The 25025-nt window shown below is 41.3% G+C and carries 19 protein-coding genes; 14 read left to right on the top strand and 5 right to left on the bottom strand.

Annotation, left to right across the window (positions count from 1 at the left end; genetic code table 11):
• The first annotated feature begins 29 nt into the window (after positions 1-29).
• The gene (locus HFD85_RS17235) at positions 30-551 is read left to right on the top strand and encodes an OmpH/Skp family outer membrane protein (protein WP_167612699.1); all 522 of its coding nucleotides are present in this window, start codon (positions 30-32) and stop codon (positions 549-551) included.
• A 282-nt stretch (positions 552-833) separates the two neighbouring features.
• Here HFD85_RS17235 and tnpA read toward each other — a convergent pair whose 3' ends face one another.
• Positions 834-1268: an IS200/IS605 family transposase gene (gene tnpA / locus HFD85_RS17240; protein WP_167612701.1), complete on the bottom strand. Its 435-nt coding sequence runs from the start codon at positions 1266-1268 to the stop codon at positions 834-836.
• A gap of 262 nt (positions 1269-1530) precedes the next feature.
• Positions 1531-2247 carry a DUF6261 family protein gene (locus tag HFD85_RS17245; protein ID WP_167612703.1) on the bottom strand — a complete coding sequence of 239 codons (717 nt, stop codon included), beginning with the start codon at positions 2245-2247 and terminating at the stop codon, positions 1531-1533.
• Between the two features lie 517 nt (positions 2248-2764).
• Here HFD85_RS17245 and HFD85_RS17250 point away from each other — a divergent pair.
• From HFD85_RS17250 to HFD85_RS17265, 4 genes are all read left to right on the top strand, one after another.
• A complete protein-coding gene (locus HFD85_RS17250) occupies positions 2765-3616 on the top strand; it encodes a hypothetical protein (protein ID WP_167612705.1) in 852 nt (283 codons plus the stop codon).
• Between the two features lie 164 nt (positions 3617-3780).
• On the top strand, positions 3781-5199 hold the full coding sequence (locus HFD85_RS17255; RefSeq protein ID WP_167612707.1) for a KAP family P-loop NTPase fold protein: 1419 nt from the start codon (positions 3781-3783) through the stop codon (positions 5197-5199).
• Positions 5200-5342: 143 nt separating this feature from the next.
• Entirely contained in the window at positions 5343-6050 is a 708-nt protein-coding gene (locus tag HFD85_RS17260) for a hypothetical protein (protein ID WP_167612709.1), read from the top strand.
• 153 nt (positions 6051-6203) lie between these two features.
• A complete protein-coding gene (locus HFD85_RS17265; protein WP_167612711.1) occupies positions 6204-6893 on the top strand; it encodes a hypothetical protein in 690 nt (229 codons plus the stop codon).
• Positions 6894-6947: 54 nt separating this feature from the next.
• On the opposite strand, the gene HFD85_RS17270 is transcribed toward HFD85_RS17265, so the two are convergent.
• Complete coding sequence (locus tag HFD85_RS17270) at positions 6948-7994, bottom strand: M20 family metallo-hydrolase (protein WP_167612713.1); 1047 nt, start codon at positions 7992-7994, stop codon at positions 6948-6950.
• A gap of 135 nt (positions 7995-8129) precedes the next feature.
• Here HFD85_RS17270 and HFD85_RS17275 point away from each other — a divergent pair, with 135 nt between their 5' ends.
• The 8 genes from HFD85_RS17275 (at position 8130) to HFD85_RS17310 (ending at position 20064) form a co-directional block, all read left to right on the top strand.
• Positions 8130-9368, top strand: coding sequence for a M48 family metallopeptidase (locus HFD85_RS17275; RefSeq protein WP_167612715.1), 1239 nt, complete (start codon positions 8130-8132; stop codon positions 9366-9368).
• 147 nt (positions 9369-9515) lie between these two features.
• Positions 9516-10772, top strand: a complete 1257-nt coding sequence (locus tag HFD85_RS17280; RefSeq protein WP_167612718.1) for an MFS transporter — start codon at positions 9516-9518, stop codon at positions 10770-10772.
• 169 nt (positions 10773-10941) lie between these two features.
• Positions 10942-12738: a cation:proton antiporter gene (locus HFD85_RS17285; protein ID WP_167612720.1), complete on the top strand. Its 1797-nt coding sequence runs from the start codon at positions 10942-10944 to the stop codon at positions 12736-12738.
• A 25-nt stretch (positions 12739-12763) separates the two neighbouring features.
• Complete coding sequence (locus HFD85_RS17290; protein WP_167612722.1) at positions 12764-13219, top strand: DUF1801 domain-containing protein; 456 nt, start codon at positions 12764-12766, stop codon at positions 13217-13219.
• A 32-nt stretch (positions 13220-13251) separates the two neighbouring features.
• A complete protein-coding gene (locus tag HFD85_RS17295) occupies positions 13252-15006 on the top strand; it encodes an arylsulfatase (RefSeq protein WP_167612724.1) in 1755 nt (584 codons plus the stop codon).
• Positions 15007-15101: 95 nt separating this feature from the next.
• Positions 15102-16367 carry a competence/damage-inducible protein A gene (locus tag HFD85_RS17300; protein ID WP_167612726.1) on the top strand — a complete coding sequence of 422 codons (1266 nt, stop codon included), beginning with the start codon at positions 15102-15104 and terminating at the stop codon, positions 16365-16367.
• Positions 16368-16655: 288 nt separating this feature from the next.
• A complete protein-coding gene (locus tag HFD85_RS17305) occupies positions 16656-19136 on the top strand; it encodes an AsmA-like C-terminal region-containing protein (protein ID WP_167612728.1) in 2481 nt (826 codons plus the stop codon).
• Positions 19137-19260: 124 nt separating this feature from the next.
• Positions 19261-20064, top strand: a complete 804-nt coding sequence (locus tag HFD85_RS17310) for an SDR family oxidoreductase (protein ID WP_167612730.1) — start codon at positions 19261-19263, stop codon at positions 20062-20064.
• 13 nt (positions 20065-20077) lie between these two features.
• On the opposite strand, the gene HFD85_RS17315 is transcribed toward HFD85_RS17310, so the two are convergent.
• Positions 20078-20719 carry a LysE family translocator gene (locus tag HFD85_RS17315; protein ID WP_167612732.1) on the bottom strand — a complete coding sequence of 214 codons (642 nt, stop codon included), beginning with the start codon at positions 20717-20719 and terminating at the stop codon, positions 20078-20080.
• A gap of 556 nt (positions 20720-21275) precedes the next feature.
• On the opposite strand from HFD85_RS17315, the gene HFD85_RS17320 reads away from it, so the two are divergent.
• Positions 21276-23498 carry a tetratricopeptide repeat protein gene (locus HFD85_RS17320; protein WP_167612734.1) on the top strand — a complete coding sequence of 741 codons (2223 nt, stop codon included), beginning with the start codon at positions 21276-21278 and terminating at the stop codon, positions 23496-23498.
• 10 nt (positions 23499-23508) lie between these two features.
• Here the strand turns inward: HFD85_RS17320 and rimK are convergent, their stop codons facing one another.
• Entirely contained in the window at positions 23509-24894 is a 1386-nt protein-coding gene (gene rimK / locus HFD85_RS17325) for a 30S ribosomal protein S6--L-glutamate ligase (RefSeq protein ID WP_167612736.1), read from the bottom strand.
• Between the last annotated feature and the right edge of the window lie 131 nt (positions 24895-25025).

Here is a 25025-nt window from a genome sequence, read left to right on the forward strand (position 1 = left end):
GCAAGCAAAAAATTAAGACCACGTTAATTATGAAGAATTTAATGAAACTACTGGCAGTACTTTTGATAACTGTATCGGCTGCTACTGTTAATGCACAAACTTTAAAGTTTGGTCATATCGATCTTCAGGCACTTGTTCAGGTAATGCCAGAAAGAACTGCGGCTGAAGCGGAATACAATAAATTTCAGGGCGAACTTGAAGAGATCCTGGGAGAAATGCAACAGGATTTACAGACCAAATATGGTGAATTTGAACAAATGGGACAGGAAGTATCTCAAATTAAAAGAGATGCAAAAGTTACCGAAATACAAGAGATTCAACAACGTATTCAAAATTACCAGGTAACCGCCCAGCAGCAGATGAACCAGAAACAAAACGAATTGTTAGGACCGGTTTTCGAAAAAGCTGAAAATGCCATTGCAGAAGTAGCTAAAGAAAAAGGTTTGATTTATGTTTTTGACTCAGGTCAGAACAACAGAACTATTCTGTACAAATCGAACCAAAGCCTTGACATACTGCCGCTGGTTAAAGCAAAACTCGGTATTCAGTAAGACTTTTTAAAGTAGAACATATTGAAAAGCCATTCGTCGTATTGACGGATGGCTTTTTTTGTTGCTGACTGCTCGTGAGCTTCGAATGAATAACTCCGGTCTTCAGACCGGGGACTTGAAGTCGCAGGAGGGTAGTGGGCTTAAGCCCTAGATTATTGTTATCATCTTGCATGTCCCCGGCATAAATGCCAGGGTTAGTCAGAGATCATGGGCGTAAGTTCAAGTAATTGAATAACTCCGGTCTTTAGACCGGAGCTCAGGAGCAGCCGACAGGAATGGGCTTTAGCCCTGTGCCGTATCAAAGCCATAATTCGAGATAAACTCCTGGTATTCCTCCTCCCAACTCTTGTTCCTGTGATGTATCTCTTGATTTCTAATGTATTCGCGAACCCGGTTAACCTGAGAGTCACTAACCGATACTGCAAAATATTCATCCGCCCACTCAAACTTCCCGCTGGTCAATCTCTGTTTATTAATCCAATATGATGATTCCCCTTTAATTAGTTGCAGGCATTTCGACACCATCTGATCGGCTTTTAACGAAATAAGGCAATGTATATGCTCCTCATGGCCATTAATAAAATCGATGTGGATGGATTTATCACGGGCATTTTCTTTAATATGATCGAGGATTGTCTGCTTATTTCTTGTGGTAATGAATGGAATTCTGTTCTTGGTTCCCCATACACAGTGGAGGTATATTTTAATGTAGGCCATTGAATCTGGTTTTGGGCTAAAGCCCGGTTCGTTCGGGTTGCTTCGTTGGTCCCCGGCATAAATGCCGGGGTTAGTGAGCCATCATTGGTGTATATTCAAGTTAATGAATAACTCCGGTCTTTAGACCGGAGATCAGGAGCAGCAGACAGGAATGGGCTTAAGCCCTTGATGATGCTGATTGGGCTAAAGCCCGGGTGGATATCGTGATGATAGCATCCCCATACTTCAGTCTGGGGTTAGTCATAAGGGATATTAACGCCGCTTATTCAACCACAGCCTCATCCTTTTTGCGGCGTTTTTTTACCACCTCGTTGTTTTCGGCGATAATGGTGGCCACGGTGCGGGCAAAGGCGCCATAGGCCGGCTCATCTACCAGTTCCATGGCACGCAGGTACACCACAATCTTATCGTTGATCAGCGATAGCACGTCAGCCTTCATTTTAGTGGCATTGGCCTGGGTGCTTTCTTCGGCTTTTTCCTGTTCGTAGGCAATGCGGGCAGCCTCGAATGCCACCTGTGCGGTTTGCAGTGCAGCTACGGTATCGGCGCAACCCGGAAGCAGGGCGATGGCATCCTGTATTTTCGGTTTACTCAGGTCGTCGAGCAGCGAGGCAATCAGCGACGATTCGGAGGCATAACTCTCATGTATAATGCGCAGGCCATATTTCTCGAAAACATCGTCAACCAATTCGGCAGCTGCCTGTACGGCCTGATCGGGGTGGTGGAGGTAGCCCACCAGCAGGTAACTTAACGAGCGAAGTGGCTGGTCGCGGGCTTCGTCTTTCTCTTCCAGGTCGCTTTCGGCTTTGCTACGCTTAATGGCTACTGTAAGTGCCGCTGAAAGGCTTTCAAGATCGATGAACATCTCGCTGAGGTGCGTGTCGGTACTCAGGCTCGTGGTTTTGTACGCGCCTATCATGCGCATACTCACGGCGTCAACTTCAGTGACGCGGCTTTTACTCATTAAAATTGGGATCATAATAAATCGGTTTTTTTTTGAATGGTTTACATTAGCATCGAAGAACAAAATTTGATGTTTTTAGACGCTTATAATTCTTGGTTAACTAAAATTATTGCAAAAGCAGCAGAATGTCAATCGATTACATACTGTTTTAGAGCATGGCAATCTGCCACGTTACCAATTCTAGCTTTCCGGAAGCGTGGCAATTTGCCACGGCCTGGTTTTTAGATTCTGCGTTAAATGGCAATTTGCCATTGCTAAACCTTTCGATAAAGTAAGTCGTGGCAACTTGCCACGTAGTCAAGTTTTCGATAAACAGCCTGTGGCAGAATGCCATGACAAAGAAAAATTGTTTATTTTTAGGAAACATAAAAAACCAAAGTACCAAATACAATGAACTCAACTTTTGCAAAACTCCAATGCCGAACAGACCGTATTTTGGCCGGGAGAATAAAGAATTACAGTTAGTTACGTAAGTGACGCCTAATACGATATATGTTACAGAGTAATATACACGTACGTTGTAGCCAATAATATGAGACGCATCAGACATATAATAGCATTGATTGTAATAGGGATAAATATATATCCTTGTATTCCTGATACTATAAAGATTTTCAGGACAGGTGGTGGTCCATTCGGATTTGGAATAATACTAATTCCGATTTTAATGATTATTCATCTGTCACTTATTCCAGCGATTTTGACTTTTACGAAAAAATATAATCGTAAAAACGGATTGATAGTTCTTAATGTAATCGGATTGGTTGTTGGGGTATTTTATGTTTATATGTGGCTTACAGTTGATACAAAGCCTATTGACAAAAAAGATACAAACAGATTTGTTTTAAACCCCAACTTGATTACAGAATTTCACCGTGATGACAGATTAAATCCAAATAACCCAGATTTTCAATTTTATACAATTGCTTCGTTTTGCGCTGATTTAAATAATAATGAAAAAGCGGATACGATAATTCTAAAAAGACTTAAAGGTTGGGAAAATGACCCTGGCGATTTTCAACAAATCCAAATTACGACAGATAATGGAACTATCTGGACTGAAACAAACTTTGATGGTTGGGTTCGCTTTGATAATAATTATTACGTCCCTGATTCAGTAAAAAGATTAAATCAACTTGATACAGATTTGCTTTTATTGACAGATTTTGAGAATACGAAAATCCTTGGATTATTCGGCTGGGTTTATGCGAGTGAATCTGGACTTTTAACAATAATTGATTTTAATACAAAACAACCAAGGATAATGATTAATAAAAATCTGGATTTAGTTGGTATTGATAATCAAAAAATCACCATCCAAGATTCAGAAGATAAGTGTTGGATTGAGAATATAAACAACAGATTAATAATGAATTGTGAATAAATTACTGGCTACAACACGCGGTATAAAACATTGGGGTTTAAGTGGTTATCAAACATTCTGCCACGCATTAAGTTCGGTGTAACTGGACAGGATAGTAGCCCGCAATCCCCAACGATTTCATACCGCCACCGTTAACGCCAAGTTTAAACTGAAATTCTACAAATATGAGAATCAGACACAATGATATAGAAATCAATAAAACAGACCCTTTCTCAAATTGCAAATTGGGAAGAAAAGAATATGCTCTCGTACTAACAGATATTGTAAAAAACTTCAATGACGGATTTGTATTAGCAATTGACAATGAATGGGGAACGGGAAAAACCACATTTGTAAAAATGTGGAAACAGTATTTGGACAATAACGACTTTAAAACTTTGTACTTTAATGCTTGGGAGAATGATTTCGAGCAAGATATTTTAGTTACATTGATTTCTGAATTAAAGGAACTTAAAACTTCCAAAAACGAAGAATCATTTAAAAAAGTAATTAATAAGGCTTTTCCACTAGCAAAAAGTTTGGCTTTGGGATTACTTAAAACTCAGATTGAAAAACATGTCGGCAATGAGTTTGTACAAGAATTCATAAATCAAACTTCAAACAGCGTGGCTGACGGATTGCAAGAACAAATTGAAATTTATGCGAGTAAGAAAAAAAGCATCGTTGAATTCAAAGAATCATTAGAAAAATTTGTTTCCCAAACAACGGAAAACAAACCTGTTGTTTTCATAATTGATGAATTAGACAGGTGTCGACCAAATTATGCAGTCGAATTACTGGAGCAGTTAAAACATCTATTTTCTGTTCCCGGAATAGTATTCGTATTATCAATTGATAAAATCCAATTAGGAAATGCAGTTCGGGGTGTTTATGGTAGTGATTTAATAGATTCAAATGAATATCTAAGAAGATTTATTGATATCGAATATTCTATTCCCGAGCCAAACATAAAAACTTTTACAAAATACTTGTACGAATATTTTGGATTTGATGAATTCTTTGCAGAAGAACAAAGAATTCAATATCGTGAATTACAACAAGACAATTCAACTTTTATAAAGTTTGCCGCCTCACTGTTTAACTATGAAAGATTAACATTAAGAGTTCAAGAAAAAATATTTGCGCATGCAAGATTAGCTTTAACACAATTTCCTGCGAATAATTATGTCGTACCAAGTTTATTCATATTTCTAATTTATATCAAGTTCAAGCACAACACTATTTATTGTAATCTGAAAAACGAAAGGTACTCTTTACAGGAATTAGTTAATCAAGTCGAGTCAATCTTACCTGAGAATGTGGGAGAAGATGATTCACACATATTTTTATATACTCTATCAATGCTATTGAGAAGCTATAATAACTCAAGAGAGTACCAAAATAAAGAGAAACTAACAGTACAAGACGAAAGTGACTCGAAACAAAAATTGACATTCACATCTCAGTTTGATAAATCTGAGAATAACGCGAAACTTTTGGGTTTCTTAGATTCATCACGAGGATACTATTCAAATATTCATGATTTAAAATTAAAATACTTAATAAAAAAAATAGATATAACTGAATCTATACTACTGAATTAATAAAAACCAGGCGTTAACAATTTGTATATGGCAAGCGGGGGTTTTAGCGGTCTGACAAGTCAGACCTTGCGCCCACTTTCCTGCGGGTCTGACAGGATTTCATCTCGAAATCCCGCCCGGCCACAAAGAAGTGACTGTTATGCATGCATTCTAAAATAAGAACCATGAAAAAACTAGTTAACCTTATTGCCGGAATACTAGCAGGAATTACCCCGCTAATTATTGCCGGAATTTTTGGATTATTAATTAACAACGAGCTTCAAAATATACTTGGGATTATTCTTTGTGTAATTCTTGAACTACTGGCAGCTTGGATTGGAATACAGATTTTTCAAAAAATTCAGCGTGTCGGAATTGTCGATTTTATGGCAGTTGTTTTTGCTTCTCCCGATTTAGACAACCTGGAACAAACCGCCAACAGTAAAACAAAAAAAAGAACTGCAAAAGAATTGACTGAACTAAACTATAAAAATCAAAGTATATTTCGGGGAGGGACACTGAAAATATTTGGAGACTGGCATGGAGAACCGTATCAAAACGCACTTAAAATATTGCGTATAGACTATGCCGAAGATAAAAAACAAATGGTAATACAATTCTCTCGGAATACGAGAATTATAATTGATGAACCGGGCCATATTCTCGAATCTCCATCGGTTTTGAAAATTTTATCAGCCCAAAGAGTAAAACTTGAATTTCAGCATAAAAAGAAAGGTTCAACGGAAGAAGGTAGCTATTTTAAAAATTATACTGTGGTAAACAACAAAATTGAAACAGAAACGAACATTGATTGGACTAAACAAAAAATTGATGCGGCAATTGGTCAGGATGCACTGATAATTTTCAACTAAAAAACGCATGATAACTAATTATTTTATGGCAGGCGGGGTTCGTGCGGTGCCTTGCCTCGACTCATCTCTTCTCCGTATCGACCTACCTGACGGTGACGCTCTTCGATCCCGCTCTTACAACTACTACCAACTATTCGCATGACTTTTAAACCGATGAACCACTTACACAGAATATTCATTTCACTGGCAATTCTTCTAAGCGCCTTAACGCTGAATGCTCAGGAAAATATTAGGATTGAAGATTCACCTGCAAAGCTGGAATCCTTTTTCACGTTTGATGTATTGTCATCCTTAAATACCTATAGCCCCAGGTGGCGAGTTGGATATATACGGGATATCGATCCAAAATGGAAAGTTGGACTCAATTTGGGCTGTGGAAATAAAAACATTTCTTACACCTATTTTGCAGATAAATTTGAAGAGGATTATAAATTATGGGAAATTCGACCGGAACTTTATTATGTGAGGAAGCGATCTCAAAAAGCAACAACATACGCTTCATTCGAACTTTATTACATCAATCATAAAGATGTTTTTCATAATTCAAGCTATATCCCGGTTGAAGGCGGGTGTTTTAGTTATGACCAGGCGGATTATCTCAGACAAAAATATGGTTTCAATGTCAACATTGGGACATTTAATAATTTGGGGCGAAAACTGGGACTGAATTTTTATACGGGCATAGGACTCAAGATCAGGAATAATTCATTTTCTGACATTATTAATCCTGAGCCAACCGAATGTTTTGAACGCGATATGTACGATGACTTCGAATACCGGCAAAAGGAAGGATTAAGGGCCGGTTTCAATTTTTCAATTGGATTAAAACTATTTGTAAAATAAACGCGAATGCCAATGCAATGATACGCTATGGTTGGCTGCTTTATGCCTGCGCCCTTAGAGCTTTAACTGCTCCAGCATTTCAATGTACTGCTGAATCCCGTTCAGAATTTCGCTTTTATAAATGTATTCATCAGCTGTGTGCGAGCGTGCCGAGTCGCCGGGGCCCATTTTTACCGAAGGGAAGGACATAATGGCCTGGTCGGAAGTGGTAGGCGAACCGTAAATTTTGATGCCTCGGTTTTTGGCGATCTGCGCAAAGGGATGCTCTTCGCTGATTCCCGAAGAATTTAAACGCACCGAGCGTGGTTTAACTTCCGAATCGAGCAACTCGTCGATAATACGGGCGGCTTCTTTGTTGGTGTAATATTCGTTGGTACGTACATCGGCCACAAAATGACAATTGTCGGGCACTACATTGTGCTGTGTTCCGGCTTCAATCTGCGTTACCGAAATCTTTACTTTACCCAGCACTTTCGAGACTTTTTCGAATTCAAAATTGCGGAGCTTTTCAATGTCGTCGAGGGCTTTGTACAAGGCATTTTCTCCCTCTTCGCGCGCAGCATGACCCGATTTTCCGTGTGCATAGCAATCGAGTACCAGTAAGCCTTTTTCGGCCATGGCCAGCTCCATTCGGGTGGGTTCGCCAACAATGGCAAAATTAACAGGTGCTATTTCAGGCAGCACGATTTCCAATCCTCTTCGGCCCGAAATTTCTTCTTCGGCAGTGGCGGCATAAACCAGGTTAAAAGGCAAGTCTTGGCGTTCGTAAAAATGAATATAGGTAGCCAGCAATGCAACCAGCGGACCTCCGGCATCGTTGCTTCCCAGGCCATAAAGCTTGTCGCCTTCCTCGATGGGTGAGAAGGGATCTTTGGTGTAACCTTTGGCGGGTTTTACCGTGTCGATGTGCGAATTCAGCAAAACAGTCGGTTTATCGGGCGTAAAATGCAGGCAGTGTGACCAGGTATTATTTTCCTTCGTTTTAAAAGGAATGCCTTCCTTGCTCAGAAAATCGCGCATCAGGTTAGCTGCATCCGACTCTTCTTTACTAAAGGAAGGTGTTGATATGAGGGACTTTAACAAATCAATGTACTTGCTCATAAATGTTTCAATTGAGTGTGCAAATGTGGTAAAATTTTGCAATTTCTGAAAAGGTTCTTACTTCAAGTTTATTTCATTTGGTACAGCCTGTAACATTCTGTCTGCTATATTTGTTGCTTCTTAAAAATTTTAAGCATGCACGAAATTCTGTTTTGGATCATTATTGGAATCCTTGTTGTCGATTTTTTATTCGAAAAATACCTCGATTACCTGAATACAACTCGTTGGAGCGACACCCTGCCCGACGAGGTTAAAGGCATTTACGACGAAGAGAAATACAAAAAGCAACAGGCTTACACCCGCGAGAACCATCGGTTCGGCATGCTGACAAGCAGCCTGAACATGGCAATCACACTGGCGATGTTCCTCTTATTCGGTTTTGCACTTGTCGACGGCTGGGTTTGGGATATTACATCCAGCGCGGTAATTGCAGCCTTGTTGTTTTTCGGAATTCTGATGTTTGCTTCCGACATTATTAATACACCTTTTTCGGTGTACGATACCTTTAAAATCGAACAGAAATACGGCTTTAACACCACAACTCCGAAAACTTTCATCTTCGATAAACTAAAAGGTTGGGTAGTGAGCGCTGTCATCGGCGGCGGTTTACTGGCGCTTGTTATTTTTATTTATCAGAAGACCGGAGATTTATTCTGGATTTATGCGTGGATCGTAATTTCAGCTTTCTCGATATTTATGGCCATGTTCTATTCCAACCTGATTGTGCCGCTGTTTAATAAACAAACGCCGCTTGAAGAAGGCGAATTGCGTGACGCCATCAGCGATTTTTCGAAGAAAGTGGGATTTAAACTCGATAATATTTTTGTGATCGATGGCTCAAAACGCTCCACCAAAGCGAATGCCTACTTCACCGGCCTGGGGGCTAAAAAACGAATTGTGCTTTACGATACGCTGATAAACGATCTGAGTACCGAAGAAATCGTTGCTGTGCTGGCTCACGAGATTGGCCACAACAAAAAGAAACACGTTGTTCAGGGATTGTTGATTGGCCTGGTGCAAACCGGTATTGTGCTGTTTATTTTCGGACTGTTCATTGGAAGTCCGGAACTCAGTAAAGCGCTTGGCGTTGATGAGCCGAATTTTCATATCGGCCTGATTGCTTTTGGAGTTTTGTATTCGCCCATTTCGTTTTTTACCGGCATTTTTATGAACATGCTATCGCGAAAAAATGAGTATGAAGCCGATCGTTTTGCTGCCGAGAATTACAAGCCCGAAGCACTTGGTTCAGCGCTTAAAAAGCTTTCGATAAATAATTTGAGCAACCTCACCCCGCATAAATTGTATGTGTTTTTCCATTATTCGCACCCGACTTTGTTGCAGCGGCTGGCACATTTAAAGCAGTTTGAAAAGTAGTCTGTTAGGCATTTCTTGCTTGCCAGGCTGAGCGAAGTCGAAGTCTGAACTACCGCTTTTTGCATAGTGAGTTGTAATCTGTGTTAATTCTGAATAAACTCATCGAGTCTTTAATTTCTGAAAATCGATTTTTCACTATCTTCCGGCATGGCCGGCATTAAAAAGAATACGCAGTATTACAAGTTCTCGATGTACGGGTTTTTGAAAAACCTGCGCTTTTTCGATGCCTTTTTTATTCTGTACCTGGTTGAAAAGGGATTGCCCTATACTCAGATTGGTATTTTGTACGCCGTTCGCGAAATCGTGATCAATGTATTGGAGGTGCCGTCGGGTTTTGCTGCCGATGTTTACGGCCGAAAAAATGCTTTGCTTGGCTCGTTTCTGGCTTACATTGCTTCATTTATTATTTTCTATTTCTCGGGAAGTTTTGCCTGGTTTCTGGCGGCTTTTGTTTTTTTCGGTATTGGTGATGCCTTCCGCTCAGGTACGCACAAAGCCATGATTATGGACTACCTCCGGATGAACAGCTGGGAACAAAGTAAGATCGCGTATTACGGGCACACACGTTCGTGGTCGCAAATGGGATCAGCAATATCCTCTTTGATTGCGGGTTTTATTGTGTTTTATAAGGGCAACTACGGAAATGTATTTTTGTATTCTATTATTCCTTACCTCATTAACCTGGTGAACATTTTTACCTATCCGAAAGAGCTGAATTACACCAAACGCCCCGAATCCAAAGAACGAAAGATAGATGTTAAAAGCACTTTTAAGTCGCTTTACACCGTGATGAAGCACAAAAACGTGCTTCGTATTCTCAATACCGCCGCCTTGCATTCAGCCTACTTAAAAGCCGTTAAAGATTACATCCAATTGTTAATGCTGAATGTTGTGGTTCTGGTTCCCTTGTTTGTCGGTTACGAAAACAAACAACGAAACGGCGTGCTCATCGGTATTTTTTATTTTGTGATTTACCTGCTTACATCCCGTGCCTCGCGAATGGCCTATGGAATTGCCTCGAGGTATAAAACCAACCTTGCACTGATCACCTTGTTAATTGGTTTTGGCTTCGGAACCTTGAGTGGCGTCTTCAACCTCCTTGATTTTAGGGTATTGGCGCTGGTGTTTTTTGCCGGAATCTACATGGTCGAAAACCTGAGGATGCCAATTCTTACAGGCTACATTACCGATCATGTTCCGAACGATATTCTGGCCTCGGTGATTTCGGCACAGGCACTCCTGAAAACCATTATGACCGCCGGCATTGCTGTTGTTTTTGGTTTTCTGGCCGATAGCTTCAACATCGGTGTTGCCTTTGTAACAGTTTCGTTTATTTTGATTGTACTTTCTGTGCTGTTTACTGTCTTGTTCAAAAAGGAAGTGACGAAAACTTCATCGAAATAAGTATCAGGCTAAATTGTTGATCTCTGCAAAAAAAATGTCACGATTTAAGCCGAACGTTGACCATCTAAATTTTGTAACTCACATTAACAAATTATTAAGTACTTGCAGGTATTTTATTTAGTTCGATTTCCTTATCTTGGGGAAAGGCGAAAACATTAAAAACAGACCTATGGAAGAAATTCACATCAATATTCTTAACATTTCGGCGGTATTATTGGCAGCATATCTCGGGGGTGTTGCCATTCGAAAAATCGGTTATCCGGCCATTCTTGGCGAATTGCTGATCGGCATCATTCTCGGACCTGCTGTATTAGGTTGGCTCGATTATACCGCATCAATCAAAATACTGGCCGAAATCGGCATTGTTTTGCTGATGGTTTATATCGGAATGGAAATTGATTTTCGCGACCTTAAAAAAGCTTCCTGGCCAGGATTGCTGGCTGCCTTTGGCGGTTTCTTTGTTCCATTTTTCCTGGGTTATTATGCCATTGTTTGGTCGGGTGGGACACCGATTTCAGGCTTGTTTGTTGCCATTGCAATCGGCGTAACTTCACTCGCCACCAAGAGTCGTATTCTCATTGATCTGAAGCTATTGAATACGCGAATTGCCTATGTACTTATGGCCGGGGCGCTGATTTCTGATACCCTGGCGCTGGTAATATTTTCAGGCATTACCAATTTTGCCGAAACCAGTGTGGTAAATGTTCGCGAGCTGCTGATCATTGGTAGCAAAATACTCGTGTTTTTTGGCCTTACCATATCGATTGGAGTGTTTGTTCTGCCGCGGCTTGGGAAATACATTTCACGTTCGGGGTTAAAAAACAGCACGGCTTATTTTACCCTGATTCTTATTGTTGCTTTTGGCTACAGCGAATTGGCCGAACTGGCCGGAATGCACAGTATTCTTGGGGCTTTCATGGCCGGTTTATTCATAAAGGATAACCTTTTCCCTAAAAACATATCGAAGGAACTGAATAAAGCGTTTTACGATGTTTCCATCGGTTTTATGGCACCCATCTTTTTTGTGTCGGCCGGATTCTTTGTTGATGTAACCGTATTTCAAACCGATCTCGGATTGTTGATTCTGATCACCGCACTGGCCATTGTTGGAAAAATTGTGGGAACAGCCTTATTTTACCTGCCTTCGAAAAATGGCTGGCGCGAAGGAATAACCATCGGAACAGGAATGAACGGCAGGGGAGCGGTGGAAATTATCATCGCTGAAATTGGTCTCGAAATGGGTATTATTGACAAAACCATTTTTTCGATCCTGGTGTTTATGGCCATTTTTACCACGCTAACTGTTCCGGTGTTGTTAAGCTGGACCACCAAATGGCTCCGGAAACGTGGAGAATTGGTGTACATCGAAGAACGGAAAGGATTCGTATTCCTTGGTGTTAATCCATTGAGCCTGATTTTGGCCCGGTATTTAAAAGATCAGGAGCCGGTTTTGCTAATCGACAATAACAAAGAATTAGCGGAAATGGCGGAGAAGGCAGGATTTAAAAGTATATACGGCAATGCGTTGACCGAAGAAATCTGGGACGAAATACATGCAGATAACCAAGCTGCTTTTGTAGGGATTACAACGAATAACGAAGTAAATATATCGGCTGCAAAAATGGCTAAAGAATCATTTCTCATTCCTGAAGTTTTGGTGGCATTGTCTTCCGCTAATACGAAAGAATACGATGCTTTGGAAACAGGAGAGAACCGGAATGTGCTGTTCTCAAAATCGATTAGCCTTGATAGTTGGTTCCAGCAAATTCAACAGGAAAACGTAGAAGAGGCGAGTAGCCCGGTATCATCAGATATGACATGTTTGCAATGGATGAATGAAAATGAACATCAGACAAATACTATGCTACCCTTATTAATTCAGAATACAGAAGGTAATTTCAGGTTATTTCATTCAGGGGAACAGCTAACCGCCGGCGAAAGTGTTATTGTTTTGACAGAAAAATGATAATTTAAAGCAAAAATTAGCTTTTATGCAGATTCAAGCCAATTCTCCCGGTGATTATATCTCGAAACTTCCCGAAGAACGACAGGAACCAATGCAAAAACTACGTGAGGTCATTCAGAAAAATCTTCCGGAAGGTTTTGAAGAAACGATGAGTTACGGGATGATCGGCTATGTCGTGCCTCACAGTCTTTATCCGGCCGGTTATCATGTCGATCCGAAACTGCCACTGCCTTTTGTACACATCGCCTCTCAAAAAAACTTTATCGCGGTTTATCATTCAGGAGTATATGCCGATAAAGCAATATATGATTGGTTTGTGGCTGAATATCCGAAATATTGCAAAACCCAACTGGATATGGGAAAAAGTTGTATACGTTTTAAAAAGCTGAATGAATTTCCGTACGATCTGATTGCGGAATTAATGAAAAAGTTAACACCACAGCAATGGATCGAAATTTATGAGCAAAATATAAACCGATAAACCAAAATCAACTAAACCAAAACTTCGACGTAATGAACGGTAATATAAAATTGATCCTGTTACTTTTCTTTCTGATCTGTTTGCAGGAATCGCTTTTCTCACAGGAACAAAAACGTCCCAACATTATTTTGATCATGACCGACGATCAAGGCTATGGTGATCTGGGATTTACGGGTAATCCGCATGTTAAAACAACGGTGCTCGATCGTTTTGCAGAAGAAAGTATTTGTTTCGATAATTTTTATGTATCCCCGGTTTGTGCACCAACCCGGTCGAGTTTAATGACGGGGCGTTTCAGTTTAAGAACCGGAGTAAGAGATACGTACAATGGTGGTGCAATTATGGCAAGCTCTGAAATTACCATTGCCGAAATGCTGAAAGATGCGGGATACACCACCGGCATTTTCGGCAAGTGGCATCTTGGTGACAACTATCCTTCGCGACCCGTCGATCAGGGATTCGATGAATCAGTTTATCACCTGTCGGGTGGAATGGGACAGGTTGGCGATATCACAACCTGGTTTCGTGGCGACAGCAGTTATTTCGATCCTGTTCTTTGGCACAATGGAACGCAGCAGGCGTATTCGGGATACTGTACTGATATTTTTACCGATGAGGCACTTCGCTTTATTAATGCCAATAAAGAAAAGCCGTTCTTCTGTTACCTGGCTTATAACGCGCCACACACTCCGCTGCAGGTTCCTGAAAAGTACTACAAAATGTATCAGGACATCGATCCTTCAACAGGCTTTGAAAATGATGACCGGCCATTCCCATCCATGAGCGAGAAGAATAAGGAAGATGCCCGGAAAGTTTATGCCATGATTTCGAATATCGATGATAATTTAGGTAAACTTTTGAGCCGGCTGGATGAATTACAGCTTTCAGATAATACCGTCGTAATTTTTATGACTGACAATGGCCCGCAACAACCGAGATATATTGCCGGAATGCGCGGAAGAAAGGGGAGCGTGTACCGGGGAGGAGTGAGGGTGCCTTTTTTTATGCATCATCCCCGATTTGCTGAAGCGAAACACATAAATGCTACAACTGCTCACATCGATATTTTACCAACCATTGCCGAAATGTGCAACATCCCACTGCCGCAAGACAGAACGATAGATGGCAAAAGTTTACAGCCATTGATTGAAAGCTCAAACACTGACTGGCCCGAGCGTTCGCTGTTTTTCTACTGGACGCGCCGCTATCCCGAATTATACAACAATATGGCACTACAAAAAGGTAAATACAAGTTGGTCGGTATAACTTCTTTCGATGCAAAGACAAGCGATTTCGAATTATTCAACATTGAAGCCGATCAGTACGAACAAATAAACATTATGGCGGAAAATGCAGAACTGGCAGCTGCTCTAAAATCTGAAATGGACAGTATGTACCGCGAATTGATAGCATCGGAACACATCCTGCACCAACCCTTGATTGAAATCGGTAATCCAAATGAAAATCCGGTAATCCTAAACCGAAACGATGCTGATGGAGAACGCGGAATTTGGGCACAGGAAGCGGTTTTTGGCAAATGGAATGTCAAAGTTAATAAGGGAACCTATTCGGTCAGGATAAAATTTATTCAGCCTGTGGAAGCAGGGGGCACTCTTTTGCTGGAGAACAATGGGATTGTATATCGGAAAGAAATTGGCGAAAATACTGACCTTATTGTGTTAAACGATGTTGTTTTACCTGATTCCGAGGGTGAATTAATCCCCACCTATCTTGTAAAAGACAAAAAGATTTTTCCTTTTTGGGTTGAAATGGAAAAACTGGATTAGTAGACTTATTTGGTCTTTAACAGAATAAATATGTTGGCTTCTTTTTCACGGCCTGCCCTGATTATGTTATTTTTGGTGGTTTAAACCATCAATACATGAAAGCAGAAATAATCACCATTGGCGATGAGATATTAATCGGACAGATTGTAGATACCAATTCGGCCTGGATAGGAGAGCAGTTTAACCTGAATGGCATTGAAATTTACCAGATCACTTCGGTTCACGACGATCATGATCATATCCTGGAAGCCATAGCAAATGCCGAAAAGAATGTCGACCTGGTGGTGATTACCGGTGGTTTGGGGCCAACAAAAGACGATATCACCAAACACGCGCTTTGCGAATATTTCAATACTGAACTCGAATTCCACCAGCCAACACTCGATCATATTATCCGTCGATTTAACCTGCGTGGTATCGACATGAATAAATTGAATCGCGATCAGGCATTGATTCCCGCCGCATGTACCATTCTGCACAACAAACTCGGAACCGCTCCCGGAATGTGGTTCGAGAAAAACGATACCATTTTTGTTTCGATGCCGGGTGTACCTTTCGAAATGAAATACCTGGTTGAATTTGAACTGTTGCCACGTTTACGCGAAACCGGCAAAACCAAAGCCATTTACCACAAAACAGTACTGACACAGGGAGTTCCTGAATCGATGCTGGCCGAACGAATTGCGCATTGGGAAGATGCACTGCCAAAACACATCAAACTGGCTTATTTGCCCAATCCAATGGCGGTGCGTTTGCGTTTGTCGGCCATGGGAACGGATGCGGGAACACTTGAAACGGAAGTTGAAAATGAAATTGCCAAACTGCAGCAGATCATTCCGGAGAGTATTTTTGGCTACAATACCGAAACGCTGGCCGAAGTTAGCGGAAGGATGCTCGTTGAAATGGGAAAAACCATGGCCGTTGCCGAAAGTTGTACAGGTGGTTATATTTCGCATTTAGTGACGGAGGTTGCGGGATGTTCTGAATATTACCAGGGAGGTGTAACCTCGTATTCAAACGAAGCCAAGCAAAATATTTTGGGAGTTAGAAAGGAATCGCTCGAAAACTACGGAGCAGTGAGCGAACAGGTGGCGCTTGAAATGGTGGAAGGCGTAAAACGTGTGTTGAATGCCGATTATGCCGTTGCCACAACCGGAATTGCCGGACCAACCGGAGGAACAGAAGAAAAACCCGTGGGCACTGTTTGGATCGCTATTTCGGGTCCATATAAAACTTTTGCCCAAAAATACGTGTTTGTGGGTGATCACCGCGAAAGGAATATTGTTCGTTCGAGCCAGACTGCGCTGCAGATGCTGCGAAGAATGTTGCTGGAAGACAGGGATGAAAGGTTGAAGGACTGAAGGATTGAAGGATTGAAGGACTGAGAGTCTGAGGGATTGAAATCCTGAATGCCTAAATACTTAAATGTACTATGCTGAGGTTTATTCTTCTGCGGCACGTTGAGAATTGGGTTTTGATGGTGTTCATTTCTGTGCCGCGAAATATTACCTTACTTTTGTCATTCCGAAGGAGAAACGACTGAGGAATCAGGCTCACAGCTCAAAGCTCGTGGCTATATTTCATTCTTTTAACAACTTCAAACAGCTTTTTGCGTTTCTATATTGTATTTTTGAATCAAACATTTATCCATGAAACGAGTAGTAACAATAGTTATTATAATAGTCGTAATTCTGATTGCTACAGTAGTGGCCCTGCCTTTATTTTTTAAGCAGAATTTACTGGATTACGCCCGAAATACATTGAACAAACAACTTAATGCACAGGTTGAAGTTGCCGATTTGAAGCTATCGCTTTTTCGTAGTTTTCCAAAAGTTAGTGTCGAATTGCAAGGTGTTGTCATCCAGGGAAAAGGGACTTTTGAAAACGACACTTTATTGCAACTGAACAGTCTGCGAACAACTACCGATTTTAAATCAGTTTTGCATCCATCGGATATGCATATCGAAGAAATTGTGGTTGACAATGCCAAAATAAATTTGCTCGTAGCTAAAAGTGGTGAAGCGAACTGGGACATTCAAAAAACAAGCACAGGCAGCGAAGTTAAAACGCAGGATACGCAGGATGCTGAAAGTGAATTTCACTTACAGCTTGATAAAATTGAAATTCGTGATGTATCGGTAATTTATGTTGATCAGGCAGCAGATATGCTGCTTCAACTCGATGACATCGATTTTGATGTTTCGGGTCAAATGTTTGGTTCGTCAACTCAGCTAAAAACAAGCGGAGGTGTAAATGAGTTTTCGTTTAGTTATGCCGGCGTAAATTATATTTCAAAAACAAAACTGAGCACCAATACATTGCTCAATGTTAATTTTGAAACAATGACCTTCACTATTGCCGAAAATGAGTTGTTGATCAATCGTTTGCCATTGCAACTGAACGGTGATGTAAGTATGCCGTCCGATTCTATATTTTTCGATCTGGGTATCCAAACCAATTCATCCGATTTCGAAAACTTCCTGGCGCTTGTTCCACCGGTTTACGAGTCGTACCTGAAAGATATTTCAACCAGTGGCTCGGCAACCATCAACGGAGCAATTAAAGGCTACTATTTTGGCGAAAGTTATCCGGGTTTCAACCTGAATGCAAGCATTGCCAACGGCCATTTTCAATATGCAGGAATGCCCGAAGACATTAAGAATATCAGGGCAAAAGTGAGTATTTCAAAACCGCAGGGCGATCTCGATCTCACCAAAATTGTTGTGGAAGATGCGCATGCAGAGATCCGAAATAATCCGGTTGATCTTTTGCTCAAACTAACACAGCCTGTCAGCGATCCTTATTTCGATGCTACTTTTGTTGGAAAAGTCAACCTTTTACACCTGAAAAATGCACTGCCGATCGACAGCGTGAACATGTCGGGAATTATTGATGCCAACATCATGGCTCAGGGAAGGTATTCGGCCATTGAAAAAGAGGAATACCAAAAGATAAAAACCGATGGTGCTGTTTTGTTGAATGATTTTGTTTACCAGTCACCGGAACTCACCAAAGAGATACGCGTTCCACAGGGACAGATGGATTTTTCACCTAAACAGATCAACCTGAGTAAGTTTCACATGCTGATAGGAGCAAGTGATTTTAATTTATCGGGAGCAGTCAGTGATTATCTATCCTACTTATTCAGCAATGGAACATTAAACGGCGACTTGCAGCTGAATTCGCAGCATGCCAATTTAAACGAACTGTTGCGTTTGCAGGTGGCCGAAACAAACGGTTCAAAACAAACCTCAGAAGAAGAGGTGCTTGCGTTTAATGTGCCTCCGCGTATCAATTTCAGGTTGAAATCGAACATTAAAACGGCGGTAATCAATCGTATTCCTATTCGAAATATTAACGGTGTTATTAAAGCTGCCGATGAAAAACTGACCCTTGAAAACCTGGATATGGACATGCTGGAAGGTCAGCTTAAAATGAACGGTTCGTACCAGAATACAGTTCAGAATGAGCCACTTTTTGATTTTGGTTTCAACATCTCTAAAATCGATATTCCGGCTATGTATAACACACTGGCAGGCATTCAGAAAATGATGCCGATGACCGGTAGTTCCACCGGAAAAATCAGTACCGACCTGGGGATAAAAGGCCGCTTAAATCCACAACTGGGGCTTATTGCATCATCATTAAACGGCAAAGGAACTTTTAGTACCAACAACCTCGAAATTGTGAATTCACCGGTGTTTAACCAGTTGAGTGGAATTCTGAAAAAAGAAAAACTCCGCGATATTAAGGTGGATGATTTTATGGCGCATGTTAATATTGAAAACGGAAATCTGCTACTCAAACCATTTACAACAAAAGTAATCGGGCAGGAAACCACTGTTGCCGGAAGTTTGAATACCGAAAACCTGATTGACATGCGACTGGATTTTATGGTACAGCGCGATGTGTTTGGCCCCGATATTCAAAAGGTGCTTGGTGTGATTCCGGGGAACGAGAAAATTAAAATTTTGCCTGCAGGCGTAAATATCAAAGGTCCGGTTGGCAATCCCGAGGTAAAGCCCGATCTCGCTCTTACCACCAAAGCCATCGCCGATGCGACAAAAGACGACCTGAAAAATTCGCTGGATAAACTCGGAAAGGGAGTGCTGAAATTGTTTGAAAAATAGTCAATTCTAGTTTAACACACTTTTCGAATTGTTCAACAATATATTTTTTATCCGCTGTACAAAAATAAAAATGCGTATTTTCGGGCAATAAGAACATGCAGCACTCGTCAGCCTTCTTAAATTTATGCAAAGAAAAGTAGTTGTTATAACAGGAGCTTCATCTGGGATTGGTAAAGCCTTAGCCGAAAAATATGCCTCAGAAGGTTTTAACCTTGTTTTAGCTGCGCGTCGTATCGAGCGGCTCGAAGAACTCAAAGCAAAGCTCAGCAATGTTGAAGTGTTGCCGGTTCAGACTGATGTTACGAAAGAAGCAGACTGCAAAAATCTGATTGACAAAGCCATTGAGAAATTTGGCAAGATCAATATTCTGATTAACAATGCCGGTATTTCCATGCGAGCTTCGTTCGATGAAGTTGAGATGGACGTTCTTCGCCAACTGATGGACGTTAATTACTGGGGAACTGTTTACTGCACCAAGTTTGCTTTGCCGCATATTCTCGAACAAAAAGGATCGATAGTAGGCGTGATTTCTACCGGAGGTTATATCGGACTTCCTGGTCGTACCGGTTATTCAGGATCGAAATTCGCAGTTCGTGGATTTTTGGATACCGTACGGATTGAATACCTGCGCTCGGGGCTCCATGTATTGGTAGCAGCACCAGGATTTACGGCCTCCGAAATCAGAAAAACGGCACTTACCAAAGACGGTAGTCAGCAGGGTGCCACACCACGAAATGAAAGCAAAATGATGTCGGCCGAACGTTGCGCCAGCATTATGTACCGGGCCATTAAACATCGTCGCAGGAAAATGATCATATCATTTTGGGATGGAAAAGTAGTGGTGCTTGTGGCCAAACTTTGGGCCTGGTTGGTTGATCAGGCACTGTACCAGGTTTTCAAAAACGAACCTGATTCACCGCTAAAATAAGCTCACTATTTATTTATAACGCCGCTACTTCCTTGTAGATGGTGTGCACCAGGAAAATGATCATAAAAATCACAATTCCTGCGCCGGCGAGCCGGTTAAACCATAACAAAAATTTCAGACTGAAACGGTTTCGCAGCCGGTCCATCAGCCAGGTAACGAATATCCACCATAGCACTTCACCAGTAAAAAAGCCCAACAGAATGAAGAATGCCATAATGGGTTTGTTAATACTTAGTGCAATACCAAAACCGGAAAAAATAGCCAGGAGCCAGAACATCACATATGGATTTGAAATGGCGACCATGAAGGTACCTCCGAGGTATTTGGCAGGAGTGGATGTTTTTCGGAGTTTCTTTGCTGTTTGACGTTCGGGGTGCGAAAGAAAAATTACAATGCCAAGAACGATTAAAATGAGTGCACCGGCCAGTTTAAACCACAATTCGTGCTGTCTGATGATCCCTAAAATCAAGGCCATTCCAAACCCGGTAACCGATGCGTAAATGGTATCGGACAAAACAATGCCAAGCGCCGAATAAAAACCTGTTTTACGGTTATGGATCAAGGTACGCTGAATAACCACGATTCCCAGTGGTCCCAGCGGAAGTATGGCCAAAATGCCAATAAGAATACCTATCGCCCAGTAGTGTAAAAACATGCTGCAAATATAAATCATTCATTCGAACGGCAAATTGCCGGATTATTAAAATATGGCTATCATTTTCACACTAGATACTTGTTTGTGGATACTGGATTTTCGATACAGCCTACATACAGATCCCTCAATGCGTTCGGGATGACAAAGAATGTATCATATCTGGCGGCGCAGAAGTAAAACAGAAGAAAATATATAGTATTTCGCCGCTCAAATATTTATCTAACTCCTTATTCCGAATCCGCCAGTTGGTGGGAGGAATTTGTTACAAAAGTTGTGAGCCCCGGGCTGCGAGTTTTTACCATCTAAATAGAATATTGGATACTTGTTAGCATATCTTAGCTATTAATTTTATTAGAGCATTCTCGCATTATGGCATTCATGCATTACAGCAGTCCCTCAATCCTTCAACCCTTCAATCCTTCAACCCTTCAATCCTTCCTTCCATATATTCTGGCAACATTGTCAGGCTTTCGGTTCGATTGTCAGCTACAATTACTAAAAAAGTTTTTTGGATTGTTTTTTGAGTTTCTCTGGGGAGTGACTTAATTTTGATTATATGACCGATAAGGAACAAAATATACAATACGCATTAATTTGTCGCCATTTAACCGAACGCAAATTAAAACCGGCTTTCGATCAACTGGAAACATTGATAAAGGAAAGCGAGCAACCTTTATTCTTGGATGAATGGCGCAACCTGGAGCAAACCTACAGTTTTATGCTGAAGTATACGGTGGAAGGAATCAAGGATCCGGAACGTCAAAGAATTTACCGGAGTCTGATTGTTTCAGCCTTTAGTTTGCTGGACAAGGTTTACGATGGTGTACGGCAGAAATATTCGTCGTCGCTGGAGTTTGAAAAGAAGCGGAGTTTCGAGAGCCGAATCGATTTTTCAGGGTATTTATCCGAGCTTGAAAGTTTTGAGCTGGAAGATGACCTGGAAAACCTGCTCAGCGAAGCGGATGTGGTACGCGACAAATCAACGGCGGATGCTTCGGAATTGCAGAACAAATATGTGCGTTTGTTTTACCACATCTGGTTCTCCAACAAATTAAGTGATGTTGAAAGTGATTTTCTTGGCAACTTTTACCAAAGCGAATTGATTCCTGTTCCTTATAAATCGTTTATCACCTCTTCGCTATTGATGAGTTTGTTACGCTATTTCGATACCGAAAAGTTTTCGGTTCTTTTTGATGCTTACGAAAACGAATTCCCCGAAATTAGTCAGCGTGCGATGATCGCATTGCTGGTTGCATTTTATCAGTACGACGATCGCATGGAATTTTACCCGGCGATTACCGGACGCTTAAAATTGCTGAACGAGAATCCCGATTTTAAGCGCAACCTTGAAACGGTGATCATTCAGTTCATCCGCAGTAAGGAAACCGAAAAAATACAAAAAAAGATCACCGACGAGATCATTCCTGAAATGATCAAAATAAGTCCGACTCTGAAGGATAAGATAAATCTCGACAGTTTGATGGACGAGAGTTTGGGTGAAGATAAAAATCCGGAGTGGGAGAAGATTTTTGAAGATTCCCCGGGCTTGATGAATAAAATGGAAGAGTTTTCAGAAATGCAGATGGAAGGAGCCGATGTTTTTATGAGCTCTTTTTCGATGCTGAAAATGTTCCCGTTTTTTAGTGAAGTAACAAACTGGTTCATGCCGTTTTTTGCTTCAAACCCGGAGATTAGCAATTCAATAGATATGAATGATGAGGTAAATTCACGCTTTATTAAAGCCATCGATTTTGCTCCGATACTTTGTAACTCCGATAAATATTCGTTCTGTTTTAGTTTGAAAAACCTGCCTGCCGAAAACCGTGAGTTTATGGCCGAAGGAATGAAAGCGGAAATGGATCAATTTAACGAGTTACAGGACGATGAAGAATTAACCGATCCGGGGAAAAAAGCCGGATTGATATCGAACCAGGTTATCCAGGATTTGTATCGTTTCTATAAACTGCATCCACGCAAAGCCGGATTTGAGGACATTTTTGCCTGGCGCTTCGATTTTCATAACAAAAAAACACTGGGCGAAATTTTAAAAGAAGACGATACCATTCTTCGGAATATTGCTGAATACTATTTTTCGAAGAATTATTATCGCGAGGCAGCAGAGGTTTTCGATTACCTGCTTAAACTTGAAAAGAGTGGTGAGTTGTATCAAAAGCTGGGTTATTGTTACCAGCAACTCAACGATTTTGGCGAAGCGCTTGAAACCTACAAAAAGGCTGAGTTATACGACCTGAACCGGAAGTGGAACCTCAATAAAATTGCCTTGTGTTACCGCAATCTGAAACAACCCGAAAAGGCGTTGGAATATTATCGCATGGCGGAAAAACTGGATGAAGATAACCTGAATATCCAGCTTAATATCGGGCATTGTTTGCTTGAGTTGGGGAAATTCGATGAGGCCTTAAAATCGTATTTTAAGGTGGAATACCTGGCTCCGGGCAACAAAAAAGTGTGGCGCCCCATTGGTTGGTGTTCTTTCCTGATTGGTAAAAAACAGCAAGCCGAAAAATATTTCCAAAAGCTGGTTGATGATGATCCCAATAAGCACGACCTGATGAATATGGGCCATGTGCAGTGGAGTCTTGGCAAGCGAAAAGTGGCGCTCGATTTTTACAAGCAGTCGATCAATCAGGCTGAGTTTACTGAAAGTGAGTTCTTCAAGGTATTTGAGGATGATCTTCCACACCTGATCGAACAGGGAATCGACAGCGACGACGTGCCAATTATGCTCGATCAGTTGCGGTATTTTGTAGAAGAGTAGGGGATAACTGCTACTCTGTTATAGATTTGTTGCGTTTCAAAGCCTTTTCAATCGCTTCGATCATGTTTCCGGCAATGTCTTTATTCGAGGCACCCTCAATCCCTTCGAGCCCCGGCGATGAGTTCACCTCCAGCAGCAAAGGACCGTTGTGACCACGAATAATATCCACGCCGGCAACTTTCAGGTTCATGGTTTTTGCCGCATGTATGGCAATGCGTCTTTCTTCAGGAGTAATCTTTACGCGTTTGGCAGTACCGCCCATGTGAATGTTCGCCCTGAATTCGCCGGGAGCAGCTGTTCGCATAATGCTTTCAACTACTTTGCCGTTTACCACGAAGCAACGAATGTCTTTCCCATCGGCCTCTTTGATGAATTCCTGCACCAGGATATTGGCCCGTAAACTCTTAAAGGCATTGATCAAACTTTCAGCAGCTTTTTTCGTTTCGGCCAAAACCACTCCCTTTCCCTGTGTTCCTTCCAGTAGTTTTACGATAAGCGGAGCCCCACCAACCATTTTAATAAGATCGGTGGTGTCGAGTGGCGAATTGGCAAAGCCTGTTGTTGGAATTGGCAGACCGTTGTTGATCAGCAACTGCAAGGCATACAATTTATCACGCGACTGGCGGATAGCTGTAGCCGAATTCAGTGTGTAAACACCCATGGCTTCGAAGTGTTGTGTGAGTGCACAGCCGTAAAAAGTCATGCTCGGACGGATACGGGGAATGATCGCATCAAAGTCATCAAGGATGCGGCCGCCACGGTAATGCATTTCAGGTGCCCGGGCATCCAGTTTGATGTAACAATCTTTCATGTTAAGGAACTCCATATCGTGTCCGCGTTCTTCGCCCGCTTCCATAATGCGCTTATTGCTGTATAATTCAGGATTACTGGCCAGTAAACCAATCCGTAATCCTGACGATTTTATTGTATGCGTTTTATAGTAATGATCGAGTGCACTTGCAGAAACTTCACCCAGTTTTAAAGAAACTTCGGGATCAACAAGAATTTTTCCCGACATGGCCTGGCGCCCCAGTAACATACGGTAACCCATGGAGTCGCGATTGGCAAGTGTAACTTCGATGTCCCAGGTAGTATTCGCCATTGTAAGGGCTGTACGAATAACATAACGAACCTCAACCAATCCGCTCGAACTTTTTACTTTTCGTTTGTCGATAACCGGCGATTCACAATGTATGGTTGTTTTGCCGTCGTCTTGTAAAGGGTGAACATCGTAGCGTACCCACTGGTTGCCGTCTTTCTTAAAAGGAGCAATGTTTACAGCGTGTAAAGCCGAGGTTTTGGCACCCGAATCCACACGTACTTTAATGGCGTCAATATTCAACTCGGGTAATGAACACCATTCTTCACTCCCTACAACTAATTTATTCGATATCATTTTAATAAAATCAAACTTAAATAACTGTTTGTTATGCTTTTCTGTTTTTAAAAATTGCGGCGCAAAGTAAATATTTAAACCACAATAAAAATCAAATCAGATAAAAAATAACGCAAGATTTTACAAGAAAC

Origin of the sequence: Maribellus sediminis (assembly GCF_011799805.1) — a bacterium.
GTDB classification, from domain to species: Bacteria; Bacteroidota; Bacteroidia; order Bacteroidales; family Prolixibacteraceae; genus Draconibacterium; species Draconibacterium sediminis_A.

What these genes read in the sequence shown, in the direction of transcription:
- HFD85_RS17235 (WP_167612699.1), top strand. Translation starts at nt 30, where the DNA reads ATGAAGAATTTAATGAAACTACTGGCAGTACTTTTGATAACTGTATCG.
- tnpA (WP_167612701.1), bottom strand. Translation starts at nt 1,268, where the DNA reads ATGGCCTACATTAAAATATACCTCCACTGTGTATGGGGAACCAAGAAC.
- HFD85_RS17245 (WP_167612703.1), bottom strand. Translation starts at nt 2,247, where the DNA reads ATGATCCCAATTTTAATGAGTAAAAGCCGCGTCACTGAAGTTGACGCC.
- HFD85_RS17250 (WP_167612705.1), top strand. Translation starts at nt 2,765, where the DNA reads ATGAGACGCATCAGACATATAATAGCATTGATTGTAATAGGGATAAAT.
- HFD85_RS17255 (WP_167612707.1), top strand. Translation starts at nt 3,781, where the DNA reads ATGAGAATCAGACACAATGATATAGAAATCAATAAAACAGACCCTTTC.
- HFD85_RS17260 (WP_167612709.1), top strand. Translation starts at nt 5,343, where the DNA reads ATGCATTCTAAAATAAGAACCATGAAAAAACTAGTTAACCTTATTGCC.
- HFD85_RS17265 (WP_167612711.1), top strand. Translation starts at nt 6,204, where the DNA reads ATGAACCACTTACACAGAATATTCATTTCACTGGCAATTCTTCTAAGC.
- HFD85_RS17270 (WP_167612713.1), bottom strand. Translation starts at nt 7,994, where the DNA reads ATGAGCAAGTACATTGATTTGTTAAAGTCCCTCATATCAACACCTTCC.
- HFD85_RS17275 (WP_167612715.1), top strand. Translation starts at nt 8,130, where the DNA reads ATGCACGAAATTCTGTTTTGGATCATTATTGGAATCCTTGTTGTCGAT.
- HFD85_RS17280 (WP_167612718.1), top strand. Translation starts at nt 9,516, where the DNA reads ATGGCCGGCATTAAAAAGAATACGCAGTATTACAAGTTCTCGATGTAC.
- HFD85_RS17285 (WP_167612720.1), top strand. Translation starts at nt 10,942, where the DNA reads ATGGAAGAAATTCACATCAATATTCTTAACATTTCGGCGGTATTATTG.
- HFD85_RS17290 (WP_167612722.1), top strand. Translation starts at nt 12,764, where the DNA reads ATGCAGATTCAAGCCAATTCTCCCGGTGATTATATCTCGAAACTTCCC.
- HFD85_RS17295 (WP_167612724.1), top strand. Translation starts at nt 13,252, where the DNA reads ATGAACGGTAATATAAAATTGATCCTGTTACTTTTCTTTCTGATCTGT.
- HFD85_RS17300 (WP_167612726.1), top strand. Translation starts at nt 15,102, where the DNA reads ATGAAAGCAGAAATAATCACCATTGGCGATGAGATATTAATCGGACAG.
- HFD85_RS17305 (WP_167612728.1), top strand. Translation starts at nt 16,656, where the DNA reads ATGAAACGAGTAGTAACAATAGTTATTATAATAGTCGTAATTCTGATT.
- HFD85_RS17310 (WP_167612730.1), top strand. Translation starts at nt 19,261, where the DNA reads ATGCAAAGAAAAGTAGTTGTTATAACAGGAGCTTCATCTGGGATTGGT.
- HFD85_RS17315 (WP_167612732.1), bottom strand. Translation starts at nt 20,719, where the DNA reads ATGTTTTTACACTACTGGGCGATAGGTATTCTTATTGGCATTTTGGCC.
- HFD85_RS17320 (WP_167612734.1), top strand. Translation starts at nt 21,276, where the DNA reads ATGACCGATAAGGAACAAAATATACAATACGCATTAATTTGTCGCCAT.
- rimK (WP_167612736.1), bottom strand. Translation starts at nt 24,894, where the DNA reads ATGATATCGAATAAATTAGTTGTAGGGAGTGAAGAATGGTGTTCATTA.